At 66.8% G+C, this 16,957-nt stretch carries 16 protein-coding genes and 1 tRNA gene; 11 read left to right on the top strand and 6 right to left on the bottom strand.

The window, feature by feature from the left end; genetic code table 11:
- Positions 1-32: 32 nt before the first annotated feature.
- Positions 33-1,136, bottom strand: a complete 1,104-nt coding sequence (locus ACQY5K_RS13270) for an LLM class flavin-dependent oxidoreductase (RefSeq protein WP_428116047.1) — start codon at positions 1,134-1,136, stop codon at positions 33-35.
- Positions 1,137-1,412: 276 nt separating this feature from the next.
- Here ACQY5K_RS13270 and ACQY5K_RS13265 point away from each other — a divergent pair, with 276 nt between their 5' ends.
- Together ACQY5K_RS13265 and ACQY5K_RS13260 are read left to right on the top strand one after the other, a co-directional pair.
- Positions 1,413-3,086 carry a chloride channel protein gene (locus ACQY5K_RS13265; protein WP_428116044.1) on the top strand — a complete coding sequence of 558 codons (1,674 nt, stop codon included), beginning with the start codon at positions 1,413-1,415 and terminating at the stop codon, positions 3,084-3,086.
- Between the two features lie 76 nt (positions 3,087-3,162).
- Complete coding sequence (locus ACQY5K_RS13260) at positions 3,163-3,906, top strand: nitroreductase family protein (RefSeq protein WP_428116041.1); 744 nt, start codon at positions 3,163-3,165, stop codon at positions 3,904-3,906.
- Positions 3,907-3,948: 42 nt separating this feature from the next.
- Here ACQY5K_RS13260 and ACQY5K_RS13255 read toward each other — a convergent pair whose 3' ends face one another.
- On the bottom strand, positions 3,949-4,809 hold the full coding sequence (locus tag ACQY5K_RS13255) for a sulfurtransferase (RefSeq protein ID WP_428116039.1): 861 nt from the start codon (positions 4,807-4,809) through the stop codon (positions 3,949-3,951).
- A gap of 100 nt (positions 4,810-4,909) precedes the next feature.
- Positions 4,910-5,659 carry an MBL fold metallo-hydrolase gene (locus ACQY5K_RS13250; protein WP_428116036.1) on the bottom strand — a complete coding sequence of 250 codons (750 nt, stop codon included), beginning with the start codon at positions 5,657-5,659 and terminating at the stop codon, positions 4,910-4,912.
- 161 nt (positions 5,660-5,820) lie between these two features.
- Here ACQY5K_RS13250 and ACQY5K_RS13245 point away from each other — a divergent pair, with 161 nt between their 5' ends.
- Both ACQY5K_RS13245 and ACQY5K_RS13240 read left to right on the top strand, forming a co-directional pair.
- Positions 5,821-6,993, top strand: coding sequence for an acyl-CoA dehydrogenase family protein (locus ACQY5K_RS13245; RefSeq protein ID WP_428116033.1), 1,173 nt, complete (start codon positions 5,821-5,823; stop codon positions 6,991-6,993).
- A 67-nt stretch (positions 6,994-7,060) separates the two neighbouring features.
- Positions 7,061-8,485 (top strand): DUF4349 domain-containing protein, encoded by a 1,425-nt coding sequence (locus ACQY5K_RS13240; protein ID WP_428116030.1) that lies wholly within the window; start codon positions 7,061-7,063, stop codon positions 8,483-8,485.
- 144 nt (positions 8,486-8,629) lie between these two features.
- Here ACQY5K_RS13240 and ACQY5K_RS13235 read toward each other — a convergent pair whose 3' ends face one another.
- Both ACQY5K_RS13235 and ACQY5K_RS13230 read right to left on the bottom strand, forming a co-directional pair.
- Positions 8,630-8,839: a hypothetical protein gene (locus ACQY5K_RS13235; protein WP_428116027.1), complete on the bottom strand. Its 210-nt coding sequence runs from the start codon at positions 8,837-8,839 to the stop codon at positions 8,630-8,632.
- Entirely contained in the window at positions 8,836-10,014 is a 1,179-nt protein-coding gene (locus ACQY5K_RS13230; RefSeq protein ID WP_428116024.1) for a helix-turn-helix domain-containing protein, read from the bottom strand. The genes ACQY5K_RS13235 and ACQY5K_RS13230 overlap by 4 nt, the downstream gene beginning before the upstream one ends.
- Positions 10,015-10,112: 98 nt before the next feature.
- On the opposite strand from ACQY5K_RS13230, the gene ACQY5K_RS13225 reads away from it, so the two are divergent.
- Both ACQY5K_RS13225 and ACQY5K_RS13220 read left to right on the top strand, forming a co-directional pair.
- Positions 10,113-11,651 (top strand): AlkA N-terminal domain-containing protein, encoded by a 1,539-nt coding sequence (locus ACQY5K_RS13225; RefSeq protein WP_428116021.1) that lies wholly within the window; start codon positions 10,113-10,115, stop codon positions 11,649-11,651.
- Positions 11,648-12,178: a methylated-DNA--[protein]-cysteine S-methyltransferase gene (locus ACQY5K_RS13220; RefSeq protein ID WP_428116018.1), complete on the top strand. Its 531-nt coding sequence runs from the start codon at positions 11,648-11,650 to the stop codon at positions 12,176-12,178. The genes ACQY5K_RS13225 and ACQY5K_RS13220 overlap by 4 nt, the downstream gene beginning before the upstream one ends.
- Before the next feature lie 29 nt (positions 12,179-12,207).
- Here the strand turns inward: ACQY5K_RS13220 and ACQY5K_RS13215 are convergent.
- Positions 12,208-12,291 (bottom strand) — tRNA-Leu (locus ACQY5K_RS13215).
- Positions 12,292-12,401: 110 nt separating this feature from the next.
- On the opposite strand from ACQY5K_RS13215, the gene ACQY5K_RS13210 reads away from it, so the two are divergent.
- From ACQY5K_RS13210 to ACQY5K_RS13190, 5 genes are all read left to right on the top strand, one after another.
- Positions 12,402-12,680: an FHA domain-containing protein gene (locus tag ACQY5K_RS13210; RefSeq protein WP_428116015.1), complete on the top strand. Its 279-nt coding sequence runs from the start codon at positions 12,402-12,404 to the stop codon at positions 12,678-12,680.
- On the top strand, positions 12,680-13,147 hold the full coding sequence (locus tag ACQY5K_RS13205; protein ID WP_428116012.1) for an FHA domain-containing protein: 468 nt from the start codon (positions 12,680-12,682) through the stop codon (positions 13,145-13,147). The genes ACQY5K_RS13210 and ACQY5K_RS13205 overlap by 1 nt, the downstream gene beginning before the upstream one ends.
- A 115-nt stretch (positions 13,148-13,262) precedes the next feature.
- The gene (locus ACQY5K_RS13200) at positions 13,263-14,102 is read left to right on the top strand and encodes a protein phosphatase 2C domain-containing protein (RefSeq protein WP_428116009.1); all 840 of its coding nucleotides are present in this window, start codon (positions 13,263-13,265) and stop codon (positions 14,100-14,102) included.
- A complete protein-coding gene (locus tag ACQY5K_RS13195; protein ID WP_428116007.1) occupies positions 14,099-15,613 on the top strand; it encodes an FtsW/RodA/SpoVE family cell cycle protein in 1,515 nt (504 codons plus the stop codon). Before ACQY5K_RS13200 ends, ACQY5K_RS13195 begins: the two co-directional genes overlap by 4 nt.
- Positions 15,610-16,893: a penicillin-binding transpeptidase domain-containing protein gene (locus tag ACQY5K_RS13190; protein WP_428116004.1), complete on the top strand. Its 1,284-nt coding sequence runs from the start codon at positions 15,610-15,612 to the stop codon at positions 16,891-16,893. Before ACQY5K_RS13195 ends, ACQY5K_RS13190 begins: the two co-directional genes overlap by 4 nt.
- Positions 16,894-16,957 lie beyond the last annotated feature (64 nt).

Raw genomic sequence — 16,957 nt, 5'->3', positions numbered from 1 at the left:
ATTTCGTCATCGGCAGGTCGTGTGCCCGGTCGCTAGCCAGCCTGCATCACGGGGAGAACTTCGGTTTCCATGAGCCGGCGTGCAGCTGTGCCCTCCGGCGAGCCATAGACGTTCTCGTTGAACTGGCCCGCGAGGAGGACCTTGTCGATACCCAGAGAACTCAACTCGGAGAGCTTCGCTATGCAGCGATCCGGTGGGCCCACCACGCCAAACCGGTCGATGAACTCGGGCGAGAGCGTCGCGGCCTGCGGCGACTCGTTTCGCGAATGAGTGCCCATGTCGTAGACGTCATGCAGCCTTTTCAGCGTCTTCGCTGTTTCTTCGGAGGTCGGCCCAATCGGCGTGCCGCCGTGCATCACTGAGAAGCGGGCGAAGACCGACATGGGGCCTCTGATCAGGTCGCGTGCAGTGTCGAGGTCGGGGTGACATGCCATGTTCACGTACGCACCGAACTTCACGCCGTCGGGATCGAGGCCGGCGTCACGTCGGGCGGCCTTTGCGACCTCCATTCCCCAAGCGATGCGCTCGGGATCGGCGCCGATGGCGAACATCACCCGGTCCGCATGGACTGCGGCGATGCCGATCACCTTCGGCCCGGTCGCTGCCACCTCGACAGGAACCTTGCGCTTGCCGATAGCAGCGGCGTCTCCGCCGAGCAGGCCCCACACGATGCGGCTGGTCCCTGGACCCTCCGCGAGCTCCAATGCGTCGGCCGGAGGTGCGTGGTTGAGCGGGATGTCTATCTCGTCGAACGGTACGTCGCCGCCTCGCAGATACGCCTGCAACTGTTTCAGATGACGTTCGAAGTGCCCGAGGCGCCCCGGTGCGCGACCGAGATGCACCAAGCACGAGTCGCCTCGGCCAATGCCGAACTCCATGCGCCCGCCCGAGATCAGGTCCACGCTCAAGGCACCGGCAGCATTCACGGCCGGGACGCGGGTCACCGAATTTCCGACGGCGAGCCCGAGGCTGATTCGCTCCGTCACGGTGGCGGCAAGCGCCAGTGCAATGAATGCCTCACCGCTGAGGTTCTGGGTGTCGACAACCGCGAGTCCGTCCCAGCCCCCCTGTTCGGCCTCGATAGCCACGTCCCTGATCTGCAGCGTCGCCGGAAAGGCGTGAATCCAGAGTTCCATTGTCGTCACCCGTCATTGTTTTCCATAGGTGAGCGAACGCTAATACAGGGCTTTTCGATACGCCTAGAGGCTGCGAGTTTTCGGCCGGGGGCTCGCTGATCCAAGACTCGTACGGCGACGAAGGCCTATCGCCTGGAACGGCAACGACGGCGGACTGGCCAGAATTGCAACACATATTGGGAAAAGGAATTAGACCTGCACCGTGCCTGCCGCTATCCGACAGAGTCCCCAGTCCCGCCGCGGCCGTGTGGGTACCTCTAGCGCGAGCGGCCCCGCATGAGAAACCGGCTGCTTCGTTTCGCCACCTACATCGCCGTGGGGGTAGTCACCGGCCTGCTCGTGGCCGCTGTCGCTGTGCTGAGCGAGAAGGTGCTGCTCGAACGCGTGCTGCACCTGCCGACGTGGCAGATGGTGGCCGCGCCCGCGCTCGGCCTGTGGGCTGCGGTGCTGGTGCTGCGGTGGGCGTACTTCGGCCGCCAGCTCCCGTCGTCCACCTCGGAGGAGTACATCCGCTCGTACCACGACCGCAATTACCCGATGCAGCTGCGCCACTTGCCATTCCGGCTGGTCGCGGGCATCTTGACGGTGGGCTCGGGTGGCGCGGTCGGACTCGAGGGCCCGTCCATCTACGCCGGGTCCACGGCAGGCAGTGCAATGCAGCGCGCAGCACGGAGGCTGTACCGCAACCGCGAGGGCTACGCGCTGCTGGTGGCTGGAGCCGCAGCCGGCGTCAGCGCCATCTTCCAAGCGCCGGCCACGGGCGTGCTCTTCGCGCTCGAAGCGCCGTACCGCAGCGATCTGGGACGGCGAGCGCTGCTGCCGGCGCTGCTGTCGAGCGCCTCGAGCTACGTGGTGTACGTGCTGGTCACCGGCTTCGATGACCTGCCGTTCGATGTCGGGACCGACATGGTGCGTGTCCGCTTCGGATACCGGGAACTGGTTGGCGCCGCAGTGGTCGGCGCCCTCTGCGGTCTGGCAGCGGCAGCGTTCAGCCGCATCGTCGGTGCCTCCAAGCGGCTGCACGAGTCCGAGCGACCATGGTGGCTGCTCGCACTCGTCGGCGGCGTCGTGCTGTCGGGCCTCGCACTGGCAAGCGATTTCCTGTTCGACGCCCCGCTGTCGCTCGGCCCCACAGCCGAAGGACAGCTGCTGACGTGGGTGCTGAACCCTGAAGAATCACTAGCGCTGCTGGGGACGTTGCTGGCGGTGCGCGTCGTGGCCACCTCCACCGTGATCGCCTCGGGCGGTGTGGGCGGCGTGTTCATCCCGCTGGCAGTGTTCGGCCTGATCATCGGTCGGATGGTGGGCGGATGGATCGAGCTGGGGCCCGAGTCGCTGGCGTTCTTCCCGTTCATCGGCGTGGCGGCATTCCTGGCGGCGGGCTATCGCACGCCGCTCGCCGCGGTGATGTTCGTCGCCGAGTCGACGGGTGCGCCGGCATTCGTCGTGCCTGCGTTGATCGCCGTGGCCGTGTCGCAGGTGCTTATCGGCAGTTCGTCGGTGTCGCAGTACCAGCGCGACAGCCGCACCGGACACCTTGAACGCCGCCTGGAGATGCCCGTGAACTCAGCCATGGCCACAGATGTGCCCACCGTGGCAGCCGACGCTCCGATCTCGGAATTCGTGTGGGGCATCGCCCTTCCTCGCAAGCAGCTCGAGGCCGCCGTTGTCGGACCCGACAGGAACTTCATGGGCGTCATCAGGCTGAGCGACACCCGCGAGGTAGATCGCAACGACTGGATGACGGTGACCTGCGGCGAAGTGATGGAAACCGATATCGAGCCGGCGCGCCCGTCGTGGACGCTGCGCGAGGTCACCGAGGCAATGGCGGACGCTGACATCGAGCTGTACCCGGTGGTGGACAGCGGGGGCCGAGTGGTCGGCGCGGTCACCGAGAACGCCATCGTGAAACTGGTGGACTTCCTGAACGAGACACAGGGCAACCGTTGACAGTGCACGCAACGATTGACGCAATGGGGTTGACGGGCTTCGGCCAATGGGCTGGTGGACAGCAGAGACAGCCAAGATGACCGACGACGATCAGCGATCCGGCGGCACCGAAGGAGCCGACGAACCGATTGGGTTGCTTGCGGGCCTGGCCACGACTCGGTCCATCCGGCGCTATCTGCCCGATCCCATTCCGGATGAGGATCTGGCCTCGATTCTGTGGCACGCCAGTCGGGCGCCGAGCGGGTCGAACCGGCAGATGTTCCGCTTCGTGGTGCTGCGCGACGGGCCTGTGGCCCGCAAGGCGAAGGCGCTGTTAGGCGAGACGTTCCGAGCGGGCTGGAACTCGAAGCGCTCCGGCGATGGCTATACGGAGGGCTCCGGCGCCACCGACGACTCCCGCAAAGCCCGCATGGCCCGAACGATGCAGCACTTCGTGGACCATTTCGAAGAGACGCCCGTGGTGGTCCTGGCGTGCCTGGTGCGCTACCGCAAGCCCACCCACGCCGAGGGTGCATCGGTGTATCCGGCAGTGCAGAACCTGCTGCTCGCCGCGCGTGCGTTGGGCTACGGCGGCGTGATCACCGGCTGGCACCGTGACTGCGAAGACGAGCTGCGAGAGGTGGTCGGCATTCCCGAGGGCGTGGCTGTGCACGCCACGATCCCGTTGGGCAAACCGGCTGGCCGGCATGGTCCGGTGCGCCGACGGCCGCTGCGCGAGCTGGTCTACGAGGACAGCTGGGACCAGACGGCGCCATGGGCGCAAGACCCGCCCGACACCCGATTCGCGTCGGCCGGTCCGCCGCGTGGATCGCCGGTCTGACAGTTCAGGCCGTCCGAGTCCGAGAGACGCTCTCAGACTGCTTCAGCTCGCGGTCGCGGCGGGCCTATCAGTGTGGCTCCACTGGGACCATGACCCGACATACACCCGCGGGCGACCCAGACCGCTGTGCTCCATGGCAAGCGCGTCGGTGCAGGCGCTGACACCCGATCCGCAATAGATGATCGTGTCGTCAGCCGCCGCGACACCTTCGGACTCGTAGCGGGCTCGCAGCGTCGCTGTGTCGGCGAAGAAGCCGTCGGCATCGAAGTTGTCGGCGAACGGCACGTTGGCCGCGCCGGGGATGTGCCCTGGTCGAGCGTCGATGGGCTCAGTCTCTCCCCGGTAGCGATCCGCGCCGCGGGCATCGATGAGAACTGCGTTCGGACTGGCACCGGCTGTGGCCGCTGCATCGATGTCAACGAACGCGCCATCGGGCCAGTCGCGCACCGGGCACATCATCGGCGCGCGGTGGCTCGGCTCAGTCGAGGTAGGGCCGGGCCACGCCTGCAGGCCGCCATTGAGCAGCGCCGCATCGTGGCCGAGGACGCGCAGCATCCATACGAGCCGGCTGGCGGGCAGTCCGTTCTGGTCGTCGTAGGCCACAACGGTGTCGGCGGGCCCAATGCCGAGGCTGCCCAGCGAGTCCGCAAAGCTCTGGGCGCTCGGCAGCGGATGTCGGCCGTGTTCGGGAGCGCCGTGCGCCGAGAGGTGCGCGTCGAGATCCACCCAGATCGCCCCGGCGATGTGACCCGCCAGATAGGCGTCGAGCCCCGAGCGTCCGTCGAGGTACCAGCGAACGTCGCACAGCACAATGTCGTCGCGGCCTGCAATGTCGGCCGCCGCCACGATGGGCGGCATCGATGCAGTCACAGCCATCAGCCCTGCCCGAACATCATCAGCCACTGCGCCACCACCGCACCCTCGGCACAGAACCGTGCATCAGCCCTGCCCGAACATCATCAGCCACTGCGCCACCACCGCACCCTCGGCACAGAACCGTGCATCAGCCCTGCCCGAACATCATCAGCCACTGCGCCTCGCTGGACGGCTTGAACACGTAGTTCATCTGGCGTGTGTGGCCCATCGTGGCGCTGGGCTCAAACGAGTACCGGTGCCCAGGAAACAGCACCGTGTCGTCGGGCACCTTGGACAGCGTGTCGTGAAGCGAGCGGTACATCGCCGCAGGGTCGCTGCCCGGCAGGTCCATGCGACCGCAGCCGTCGAGAAACAGTGTGTCCCCCGCCACCAGCGCGCCCTCCACCAGGAAGCACTGGCTGCCGGGCGTGTGGCCGGGCGTGTGAAGCAGCTCGATGTCGATGGCCCCCACCGACACGATGTCGCCGGGCGCGTGCAGCTCCATGTCGCTGGCAGAGATGCCCGTGGTCTTGCGCACCAGCTCGGCTTCAGGCGCCTGCAGGTGAATTTTCGTGCCCTGTCGTTCGAGCAGCTGAGCCACGCCTTCGATGCTGTAGCCCATCATGTCCCCGCCCACGTGATCGGCATGGAAGTGTGTGGCCAGCACCCCGGTGAGCACCATGTCGTCGGCTTCGAGAATGTCCAACAGGTCATCCACCGCGTACGCCGGGTCGACCACCACGGCCTCACGGGTCACCCGGTCGCCGATGAGGTAGGCGAAGTTCACCATCTGGCGCGCGATCGGATCGCTCGTGGCGAAGTCCTGGCCCGACAGCAGCTGCCGGAAATACAGCCGGTCGCCGGTCGGCAGCGGAATCACCTGCGGGGTATCGGACATAGCAGCGCACAGTACTTCGACCTGCCCCGAGCCGCCCTTCGCACCACAGCCACAGGACGGACCCCGCACATGACGGGATCACATGACAGCAACGTGTCGCTTTGGCAACGATGGACGGCGCTGACTGGTCCAGGGGCAGCGTGGCGCGACAGTATGGCTCTATGAGCCAAACGCCTGCCTCGCTGTCGGACTTCTACGAGATGGACGAGTTCCTCACCGACGAGGAGGCCATGATCCGCGACACGGTCGCGACGTTCGTGGCCAAGGAGTTCGACCCGATCGTCGGCGACCATTTCGAGGCGGGCACGTTCCCCTCTGAGTTGATCCCCACCATCGCCGACATGGGCCTGTTGGGCATGCACCTCGACGGCTACGGCTGCGTCGGCTCTTCGGGAACCGCGTACGGCGTTGCCTGCCGCGAGCTCGAAGCCGGCGACAGCGGGCTGCGCAGCTTCGTGTCGGTGCAGGGATCGCTGTGCATGTTCCCCATCTGGCGCTACGGCTCTACCGAGCAGAAGGAACAATGGCTGCCGCGCATGGCAGCGGGCGAGAGCATCGGCTGCTTCGGCCTGACCGAGCCCGACCACGGCTCCGACCCGACTTCGATGATCGCCCGGGCCGTGCGCCACGGCGACACCTGGGTGCTCAACGGCGCCAAGCGCTGGATCACCAACGCCGGACTCGCCGACTTGGCCATCGTGTGGGCAAACACCGATGACGGCTTCCGAGGCTTTCTGGTGCCCACCGACTCGCACGGCTTCGAAGCTCGCAAGATCCAGAACAAGCTGTCGCTACGCGCCTCGGTGACCGGTGAGTTCTACATGGACGACGTCGAGGTGCCCGAGTCGATGCGGCTGCCGGATGCGCTCAGCATCGGCGCACCGCTGAGCTGCCTGTCAGAGGCCCGCTTCGGCATTGCCTTCGGAGCGGTCGGCGTTGCGCGCTGCTGCTACGAGCAGGCGCTCGAGTACCAGCTGGGGCGACCGCAATTCGGCAAGCCGCTCGCCGGCTTCCAGATCAGCCAGATCAAGTTCGCCGACATGCTTACCTCGATCACCAACGCGAACCTCCAGGCCATGCGGCTGGGCCAGCTCAAGGACCAGCACCGGCTGCGCCCGCATCACATCTCGATGGCGAAGCGGCACAACTGTCGCGTCGCCATCGATGTGGCCCGCACCGCCCGGGCGATGATGGGCGCCAACGGGGTCTCCACCGAATATGCGCCGATGCGCCATGCAGCGAACATGGAATCGGTCATGACCTATGAGGGCACCGAAGAAATCCACGGCCTGATCCTCGGCCAGCAAATCACCAACATCCCGGCCTTCCGCTGACACCAACTGCGGCGGACGCACGACGCGGGGCCAACGGGTCCCGCACCACTCAGCATCAGGAGACGCCATGACCGCCACTGCGCACCCGAGACCTCGTCCAACCGTCGCCGGCCGGTGGCGATGGCTTGCTGTCGCTGCGGTCGTGCTGCTGGCAAGCACCGCATGCATCGGGGCCGGTTCCGACGACAGCGGCGACTCCGAAGCGTTCGCAACGGCGGGCGCGGTCGCCGACGAGCCGGCTAGCGAAATGGAGTTCATGTCGGAAGAGGGCGACCTCGACATGGCCGACGAGGAGATGTCCCTCGGCGGGGCGGCCGCTAGTGCGGAATCCGCAACAGTGCGTCAAACCGAATCAGACAGCGCCACGGCTTCGGGCGGCACGCCCGCTGTTCCCGCCGATTTGGGGCGCGACATCATCTACACCGCCTGGATCTCGGTGGAAGCGATCGATGTCTCCGCTGCAGCCGCCGAGGCGACATCCATCATCGAGAGCGTGGGCGGCTTCACGTTCGCCCAGCAGACCTCCACCCGGGGCCGTGCGCACACGACGCTGACGTTCAAAGTCCGTCCCGAGAAGTTTGCCGCGGCACTTGAGCGTCTCTCGGGCGTCGGCGAGCTGATGGAGCAGAACGTGAGCGCTGAGGACGTCACCGACATTGTCGTCGACCTCGGCAGCCGCATCGGCACCGCAGAGATCAGCGTGGACCGGCTGCGCGAGTTCCTCAGCCGGGCTGAAGACGCGAAAGGCGTCGCCGAGCTCGAACGCGAGCTCTCCGACCGCGAAACCAACCTCGAACGGCTTCGGGGCCAGCTGCGATCGCTGCGGGATCGAGTCGACCTGGCCACGATCACGTTGAACATCGACGAGGCTGCCGCGGCAGTGCCCACGTCTGCGCTGGCGATGCGGGCGTGGCTGAGCGCCGGTGACGAGGACCCCTGCCTCGGGTTCACCGAACTGACGGCACCGCCCGAAGGCGACGTGAAGTTCTGCTTCGAGCTGGAGAACAAAGGCGAAACGACGCTCACCGACGTGCGCCTCAGCTCGGATGCACTTCGCTTCTCCATGGGTGATCTGGTGGCCGGGGGCACCGACATTGAACGCCTCGAGCCTGGCGCCCGCGCGGTCACGACCCTCACCGAGCCTGTCAGCGAAGGCCGCATTGCCGGCCGTGTCGCTACCCGCGGTCTCGAAATCGATGTACAGGTACGCGCCGTGCCGGTGACCGACGCCGGCGACGAGCTGGCACAACTGGCTCGCAACGCAGATCTGTACCTGTACGTCGAGGAAGACGATTCCCCGCCGGGCTTCGGGGATGCGCTGAGCGGCGGTGCCAGCGCTCTGTTGGCAATCGGCAACGCCGTAATGCTGGTGATCGCGGCGCTGCTGCCGTTCCTGCCAATCATCGCCGTCCTCATCGCCGCAGCCTGGTGGTGGCTCCGCCGCCGCCGCAATCGGCGAGCCACTGCAACCTCCGACGCCGACGAGACCTGATCTCTCCGCAGGGCCCTTCGGGAGTGACAGGCCTCCGGGGGACACCTTTAGGCCGGTCTGTCGATGTCCGTCCATGTCCGACGCACGAAGAGTCGCGGCGGTGCAACGACTATGTCGATGTCTGAGGCACCGCTTCGGTGAACGTCATGCGATGAGACCGATGCTGTCTTTGGGCAGATACATACCCGCGGCTCGGAGTTCAGGATGCGCGACAGTGCCGGCGGCAAGCTCGCCGATCACTTCCGAAGGGGTCACACAGCGGAATGACGCACAGAGTTGCTCAAGGAGTTCCAACCTGCCTGTGAGCGTGAAATAGTTCGGCGTGGTGGTGTCGAACACCAAGGTCTGCGTCACTCGACGGACCCGAACTCCCGTCGATAGGCCTCCACCGCCAACTCAACTTGGGCTGGCAGCTCCGACATGGCCAGTGTGTCCCACAAGAGTTCAGTAGCGCGTTCCGCAGTGAGCTTGCGGCGTCTGTACGCAGAGAGCACACGTCGTCCGTACTTGGGAGGAACGGCGGGAGCCTCCATTTCTGGTTGCCACTGCTCGCCGAGCTCGATGTAATCGACGCGTGAAGGCGATCGACTCACCAAGTCCTCATAGGTACCCGCATCAACGAGACCGCCGTTGCGCAATTGGGCACACACAGCCGTCCAGCTCATGCGATACCGCACCCCCGCCGCTACTGCGGCGAGCCGCATGTCCGGCCCAAACTCCTCGAGCAAACCGCGCGCATCGTCGATGGGCAGCAGCAAATGGATCGCAAATGCATTAATCAGACGCTCTGTGTCGTCCTGAGGCGAAACGCCAACTTCGGGAGCGTAGGCGTCTTGGAAGACGTGGTGGCCGATCTCGTGAGCGAGATTGAAGCGGCGGCGGCCCGGTTCCTGCTTGCCGTTGATGACAGCCACTCCGACATCTTCGAGGGCGACGTATGCGGCATCTCCTCCCTTGGGCCCAAGATCGAGCGAGAAGGCAAACAGGCCGATCCGCTCAGCATGAAACTGAAGATCGAGCAGCGGACCAGTGGGTTGGTCGAGGTGTCGACGCAGCGCGGACGCCGCTTGCTCTGCGTCTTCAACGGACTCTGGCGGGACGAAGACGAAACGTTCGAACCTGGGTAGCTCACCCACCTGACGCAAGTAGTCGATGTCGCGGGCGATCCAGTCGACGCGTGCATCAAGGAGCGCCGACACCCCACGGACGTTGGGATCTGCGCGCCTGCTCACCACCGCCGGTGGCGACTCGCTGAAGAACCAGTCCACGGGACGGCGGAGGATGTCGGCGAGGCGGACGAGCTCGACCGCCCCCACGTTTCGCTTGCCCGCTTCAATCTTGGTAATCGCGGTGCGATCCAAATTTATCGCTGTACCCAGATCAGACTGCGTCATGCCCGCGAGTTCGCGCGCCTCAGCAACTCGGGTGCCCAGGTCAGCCATAGGCTCGCTCTTCACTGTGCCATATTCGCACATTCGCAGCCGAATTCCACTCGTGAATGCTGACGATTCTGTTTCAAGAAGCTCCACCGAAAATTGCCGCTCGCGGAACCGGACAGATTCGGACAGATCGTGCGGCGAGGGCTGGATGTCCGTTTGTGTCCGGCACGCCGGGGCAGACTCTGTTCATGCGAGTCGGACTGCGGGTTGAGGCGGTTGCAACCACCGGCATTTACTGCCGGGCCGAATGCTCGGCTCAGCCGCATCCGCACAAAGTGTCGTGGTACTCCAGCTCGGTGGCTGCCGAGGCCGCGGGCTACCGGCCGTGCCTGCGCTGCCGACCCGAACGCCGTGCCGGTTCGCTGGCCGATCTCGATGTCCCGGCGCCAGTCGCTGCGGCGCTGCTGGCAATCACCGACGGCTTTCTCGACGACCATGACGAGGAAGCTCTCGCCACGCGCGTCGGCTACAGCGGCCGCCAGCTGCGTCGGCTGTTCGAAGCACACGTCGGAGCGACGCCCGCAACCATCGCGCGGTCGCGGCGGGCGCACTTCGCCCGCCGCCTGATCGACGACACCGACTTGCCGTTCGATGCGATTGCGCGTGCTGCGGGACTTGGCGGGCCCCGCCAGCTTCACCGCGCCATAACGACAACGTTCAAGTTCACCCCCACCGAACTGCGCTCGAAGCGACGCCGGGGCGAGCGGGCGGGCCTCGATGGCGGCCTCGAACTGCTGGTGCCCTACGTCGCGCCGTTCAATTTCCAGGCATTTGCCGAACATCAGGCGTCGCGGGCCATCCCAGGCGTGGAAGCCGTGAACTCTGGCGCCTACACCCGCAGCATCAGCGTGTGCGGCTACGCAGGCATCGCCAAAGTAAGCGATGCCCGAGACTCACAGCACGTCCGGCTGCGGCTGCATCTGCCGACTTACGACTCGATCATCGACGACGTGGCCCGGTGCCGGATCCTTCTGGGCACCGACGCCGACCCCACTGACGCCGCCGCCGTGCTGGGCGACGACCCGATCGTCGGACCGCTGATCTGCGCCGCACCCGGTCTGCGAGTGCCGCGGTCGTGGGACCGGTTCGAGACCGCCGTGCGGATCGTGGTGGGACAACAGATCTCGCTGGCCGGTGCTTCCACCATGTGCGGGCGCATCGTGGCGCGCCTAGGTACGCCAATCGACGCTGGAGGCGAAATGAGCGACGAAGGGGGCGCGCCGGTCACCCATCTGTTCCCAAGTGCGACGGCGATCGCGGATGCCGGAGTCGTTGCCCTCGCCGGGCTCGGATTCACGCAACGGCGCATCGACACGATCGTCGGCCTGTCTCAGGCGGTGGCGAACGGCGACATCGATCTGCGCTCAGCTGAGCCCATCGACGACGCCGTAGCGCGTCTGTGCGAGCTCGCGGGTATCGGTCCGTGGAGCGCGCACCTCATCGCCATGCGAGTGCTGGGCCACGACGACGCCTTCCCGGCCGGCGACCTGGGCCTGCGGCGCAACGTCGCCCACCTCGTCGGCCACGATGTCAGCGCCCGCGAATTGGAGGCCTTGGCGCAGCGCTGGCGCCCCTACCGTGCCTGGGCAGCGCAGCACATCTGGCACGCCGGCAACGGCGGGGCCAGCCGCGCCGCCGCATGGTCCCCCGATCCAGCCATCTCGGCCGAGTCGGCCGTCTCAGCCAGATCAGCCATCTCGAACCCAACCGACCGGAGCAGCACATGAGCCCGACCCCTCCCGCCGACGACCGCAACGCCGCCGATGCGGACGAGCACTGGTGCACCACCATCGCAAGCCCCATCGGTCCGCTCGGGCTGGCGGCCACCGACCGCGGCCTGCGCGCCGTGTCGTGGCACGGCGACGAAACCACCGTCAAGCTGCCGGAGGTGATGCGCGACGATCCGGATCATCCGGTGCTGGCGCAGGCTGCCGCGCAGATCACCGAGTACTGGAGCGGCGAGCGCACCAGTTTCGACCTGCCCCTCGATCTGCGAGGCACCGAGTTCCAGGTGGCGGCGTGGCGGGCACTGGGCGAGATCCCGTACGGCAGCACTCGCAGCTACGGCGAACAGGCGGCCCTGATCGGGCGGCCAAGAGCCGTGCGAGCAGTCGGGCAGGCGAACGGCCGCAACCCCGTGCCGATTGTGCTGCCATGCCATCGCGTCATCGGCGCCGACGGTTCGCTCACCGGCTTCGGCGGCGGCCTGGACACCAAGAGCCTGCTCCTGCGCCACGAGGGCGCACTGGACTAGCGCCTGTGATCCGCACTTCGGAAGCTGGGTGCGCGAGGAGGGACTTGAACCCTCACACCCTTACGGGCACAGGCACCTGAAGCCTGCGCGTCTGCCAATTCCGCCACTCGCGCGTGGGCGAGACAGACTACCCGCCCTGTGGGGACGCCCGATTTTCCGACCCGCGTGTCGGGACTGGCGCAGAATCAGGACTCTGCGACGGGCCGTTCTAGACTCGGCCGTCGTGGGCGACCACAACTTGGTCGACAGCGACGGAACGACCTACGAACTTGGCGTATCAACCGTCATCGGTCGCCGCGGCGATTGCGACATCGTGCTCGACGGCCCCAGAGTGTCACGTCGGCATGCCCACATACGCGACACGGGGGACGGTCTGTTGCTCGTAGATGTTGCCAGCGTCAACGGCACGCTGCGCAACGACATCGAGGTGGTCAGCGAGCGACTCGTCGATGGTGACACCGTCACCATCGACGAGCACAAGCTGCGCTTGGAGCTGGGTTGATGTCCGATCAGCTCATCCGGCTGCTGGCATTCGGCGTCATCGTCCTGCTGTACCTGTTCTTCTTTCGAGTGCTGCGTGCGGTGTGGGCGGGCGTGGCCGCTCCACGCAACCAGAGCAGCTGGAAGTCGCTGCTTGCATTCCGAGGCGACGGACGCGAGGACGGAGTTGTCGTCGCGCAACCGGTCGCGCTTGTGGTGCGCTCGCCGCTGGACGCCCAAGGGCGACGTCACCTGCTCGGCGACGCGCTGACCATCGGGCGCAGCGAGGAGTGCGACGTTGTCATCGACGACAGCTACTCGTCCACCGAGCATGCCCGGCTGTATCGCCGAGGGGGCCAGCACCTGCTCGAAGACCTCGGCTCGACCAATGGCACCTACCTGAACCGCCAGAAGGTGGCCACGACATCGGTCGTCCGCCTCGGCGACTACGTCCAAGTCGGCTCGACCGTGTTCGAAGTCAGCACGTGAGCCAGCGCTGCGGGCTCGGTACCCCATTCGCGGTCAACCCGCGCACCGCCGTCGCGCGGCTCCCGCACCGCCCGGCGGGTGCCGAGGCGACGTTGAGCGGCAAGACTGTGCAGCCATGAGTGCCGCAGCCCGCCAGATGCGCATTCGCTGGGGCGGAGCATCCGACAGGGGTCTGCGCCGCTCGGAGAACCAGGACGCCATGTACGCCGACATCGGCCTGTTCGTGGTTGCCGACGGCATGGGCGGCCATCTGGGCGGCAGCGTCGCGTCCAGCCTCGCAGTGAGGACCGTGGCGGCGAACTCGCCGTCCACGCCTGACGAACTGTTGGCGGCGGTGCGTCACGCTAATCAGGTTGTACTTCACCGCTCGGAGGCGCATCCCGATCTGGCAGGCATGGGAACCACGCTGTGCGCCATCGCTGTGGTGGAGCGCGACGAAAGCCGGGTCTGGTGCCTGGTCAACGTGGGCGATTCCCGCGTGTACCGGTACCAGAGCAGTGAGCTGACCCAGATGACCATCGACCACAACTTCGTGGCCGAGATGATCCGCGCCGGCGACCTCACCATCGACGAGGCCGCCGACCATCCGCGGCGCAACACGCTCACGCGAGCCATCGGGGTCGAGCCCGAGGTCAGCGTCGACGACTGGATCCTCGACCTCACCGGCAACGACCGCTTCCTGTTGTGCACCGACGGCGTCACCAACGAGCTCGCTGACTTCGAGATCGCCGAGGTGCTGGACAGCGAGCAGCACCCATCCGAGATCGCCCGAGCGCTGGTGCGCCAAGCCAACGACAAGGGCGGCCGAGACAACTCGACGGCACTGGTCGTGGACGTCGTCATCGATTCTGTCGATGTCGGGCCCGAGAACCCGGCTGCTGTGCAAACGCAGGCCAACCCCGACGCCGGAGGCACCACGAAGCGGCGCAGCTGGCGGCGTTCCCGCTCGCGTTGAGGCCCCAGCTGCGCGCCCGCCGCCGCACCGATGCCGCGCTCGGGGCACTTGCCGTCGTCATCGTCGGCGGCGTGTTTGCGGTCGCTGCTGTCGGCGTCACCCGCGATGCCGACGCCGACGCGCTGTGGTCCAGCGCTGTCTGGCTCGGCGTAGTGCTGATGTGCGGCGTGCTGGCACGCCTGGCCATCTCGCGGTTGGCCCCGCGCAGCAACGAGGTCATCTTCGGCATCGTCGCCTTGCTCATCGGGCTCGGCTGGGTCTTCGTCGCGCGCATCGACCCCGCGTTGGCGCGCGGGCACGCGTTCGCCGTAGCGGCGGGCTTTGCTGCGCTCGTCGGGACGTTGTTCGCCCTGCGGCGCCTGGACTGGCTGCTGCGCAAGCCGGGCACATGTGCGCTCGCCGCGGCTGTCGGAATCGGCCTGGGCAACTTTGGCGTCGGCGGCATCGACACCTCGGGCGGCGTCTACGACCCCCCGCCCCTCTGGCTGGCACTGGGACCGCTCAGCGTCCAGCCCAACGCCGTCGCCAAACTGTTGATCGTCATTGCGGCCTGCGGGCTCACCATCACCGCGCCGCGGTGGCTGCCGGCACAGCTGCTGCCGCATCGCCACGCTGCGGGAGCCATCGTCGCAACCGTCGGCGCGTGGACGCTGCTCGTCACTCAGGGCGACTTCGCGCTCTCGCTCGTCGTGTTCGCCGCCGCCTGGCTGCCGCTATGGCTCGATGGCACAGAGGGTGGAAGCGGCAACCTGCGAGTCGTCGGGCTCGCGGGCCGTACGCGTGCTCTCGAAGCGGTGGTCGCGACGTACGCGGCAGGCACAGCCGTGCTGACCTCGGTGTACGACCCGCTGTCATCGCAGGTGCGCCACTGGTTGGACCCCTGGACAGCACCAGGGAACGCAGCATCGGTCGAGGCAGGCTTCGCGTTCAGCACCGGAGGCATCGGCGGCGTCGGTCCCGGCCTTGGCGCGCCCGAACGCATTGCCGGGGCGCACAGCGACTTCGTGTTCGCGGTCATCTCCGAAGAGCTCGGGATTCTGGGCGGTGCTGCGGTGCTGGCCGCATTCGTACTCCTCATCGGCATCGGCGCGGGCATCGCGCAGCGCGCTCGCGGCACGAATCGCTTGCTGGCTGTGGGGGTCACCGCCGTGCTCGGCTTGCAGGCACTCCTGTGCATCGCCGGCGAATTGCGCCTGCTGCCGCAAACGGCGCTCGCATTGCCGTTCGTTGCCTACGGGCCAGCCGCAATGGTGGGCAGTTGCATGCTGACAGCCGTTCTCTTGGGCGTGTCGGACTCCGATGTCGGGGCCCGCCTGGCACAAGGCGCCGCCGCTGCGCCGCCGCCTGCGCCGCCGCGCAGCTCACCAGAACGCCAGAGACTGGCCCCAACGGGCGAGTTGCACGTCCCCGCACCCCCAGCCGGTCCCACACCGACCGAAGAGTCGACCCTCGCCCACGCAATCGAGCCGGTGACACCCGAACCGCCGAACGACGAGCTGCCCGCATCGTGAATCGTCGAATAGCGAAGCTCACCGTCGTACTCGTCGCAGGGTTCGTCGTGCTGCTGGTCCAGCTCACCAACCTCGGGTATTTCTCGGCGGAAGATCTCCGGGCGCACCCTCGCAACACACGGTCGGCAATCGCGTCGATCGGCATCGCACGGGGTGCAATCACCACCGCTGACGGCGAGACCATCGCGCCCGCGTTGGACGGCAACAACGATTCCGGCTCGCCGCAGTTGCGCGACTACCCCCATGGGCACCTGTATGCCCACATCGTCGGTTATCTCTCGCCGACGCTGGGAGTCGCCGGTCTGGAACGCACCTACAACTCCCATCTCTCCGGCAGCGCCGCGGACATCTCGATCACCCGACTGGCGGATCTGTTCGCTGACAGCGGCCGTGTCGGCGATTTGGATCTCACCGTCCATCACGGCACACAGCTCACCGCACGAGCAGCGCTCGGCGACCGCGACGGCGCCGTGGTCGTGCTCGATCCTGCCACCGGTGCAGTCATCGCAATGTGGTCAAGACCGAGCTTCGATCCCAATGAGCTGACTGGCGCATCAGACACTGGCGAAACCGGAACCGATACGCGTCGGCAGCCGACACTATCGCTTGCCTACCAGCGCTACTACGAGCTGATTGCGGAGGCACCCGAGGCCGACGAGCTGATCCGACGGGCAGTCCGATCCCACGGCGTCACGGGTATGGACCTTCCCGCAGAACTCGACGGCAGCGGCTCTCGCAGCGACACAGCCATCACGCCGTTGCAGCTCGCACTCGCCGCTGCAGCGGTCGCCAACGAGGGCGCACTGACACGCCCATTCGTCGTCCAGCGCATCACGGCCCGACCGGCATCACAGCCAGCATCGGGCGAGCCGTCTGCGGGCAGCGGCATCGAAGCGACAGAACCGACCGATGTGGCCCAGCTGTTCGATTCCGGCGAGGCAGCAGATCTGCTCCGTCAGATGGCCGCCGCCGCCGAGCAGGCATCGCTGCGTCTGGCCCCGACCGAGACCACCCAAACCAGAGCAGCTGTGGCCGAAGGCGTCGTCGTCACCGTCGACGCCACAACCGCAGCCGTCACGCAGATCGGCGAATGGGCGGTGCTGCTGGCGCCGGCGGAAAATCCGGTGGTCGCAGTTGCCGTCGTCGTCGAGACAGATGTGCGGCTTGACGCAGACGAGCGGCAGCCCGGCGGTACCTTGGCATCGTTGATCGCTGCAACCGCAGCAGAAGCCGCGCTTGCACGCCGGGCCATCCCGACCTCGGTCGTCGACGGTCCCTGAACCGACTCCCGCAGGCGCACCCCGCCGGACCGGCGGACCGATTCGGCAAACCCGTTCCCCGAGA

The sequence above is a fragment of the Candidatus Poriferisodalis sp. genome (assembly GCF_965262965.1).
Classification (GTDB): domain Bacteria; phylum Actinomycetota; class Acidimicrobiia; order Acidimicrobiales; family Poriferisodalaceae; genus Poriferisodalis.
This window is presented reverse-complemented; position numbering and strand designations above follow the sequence as displayed.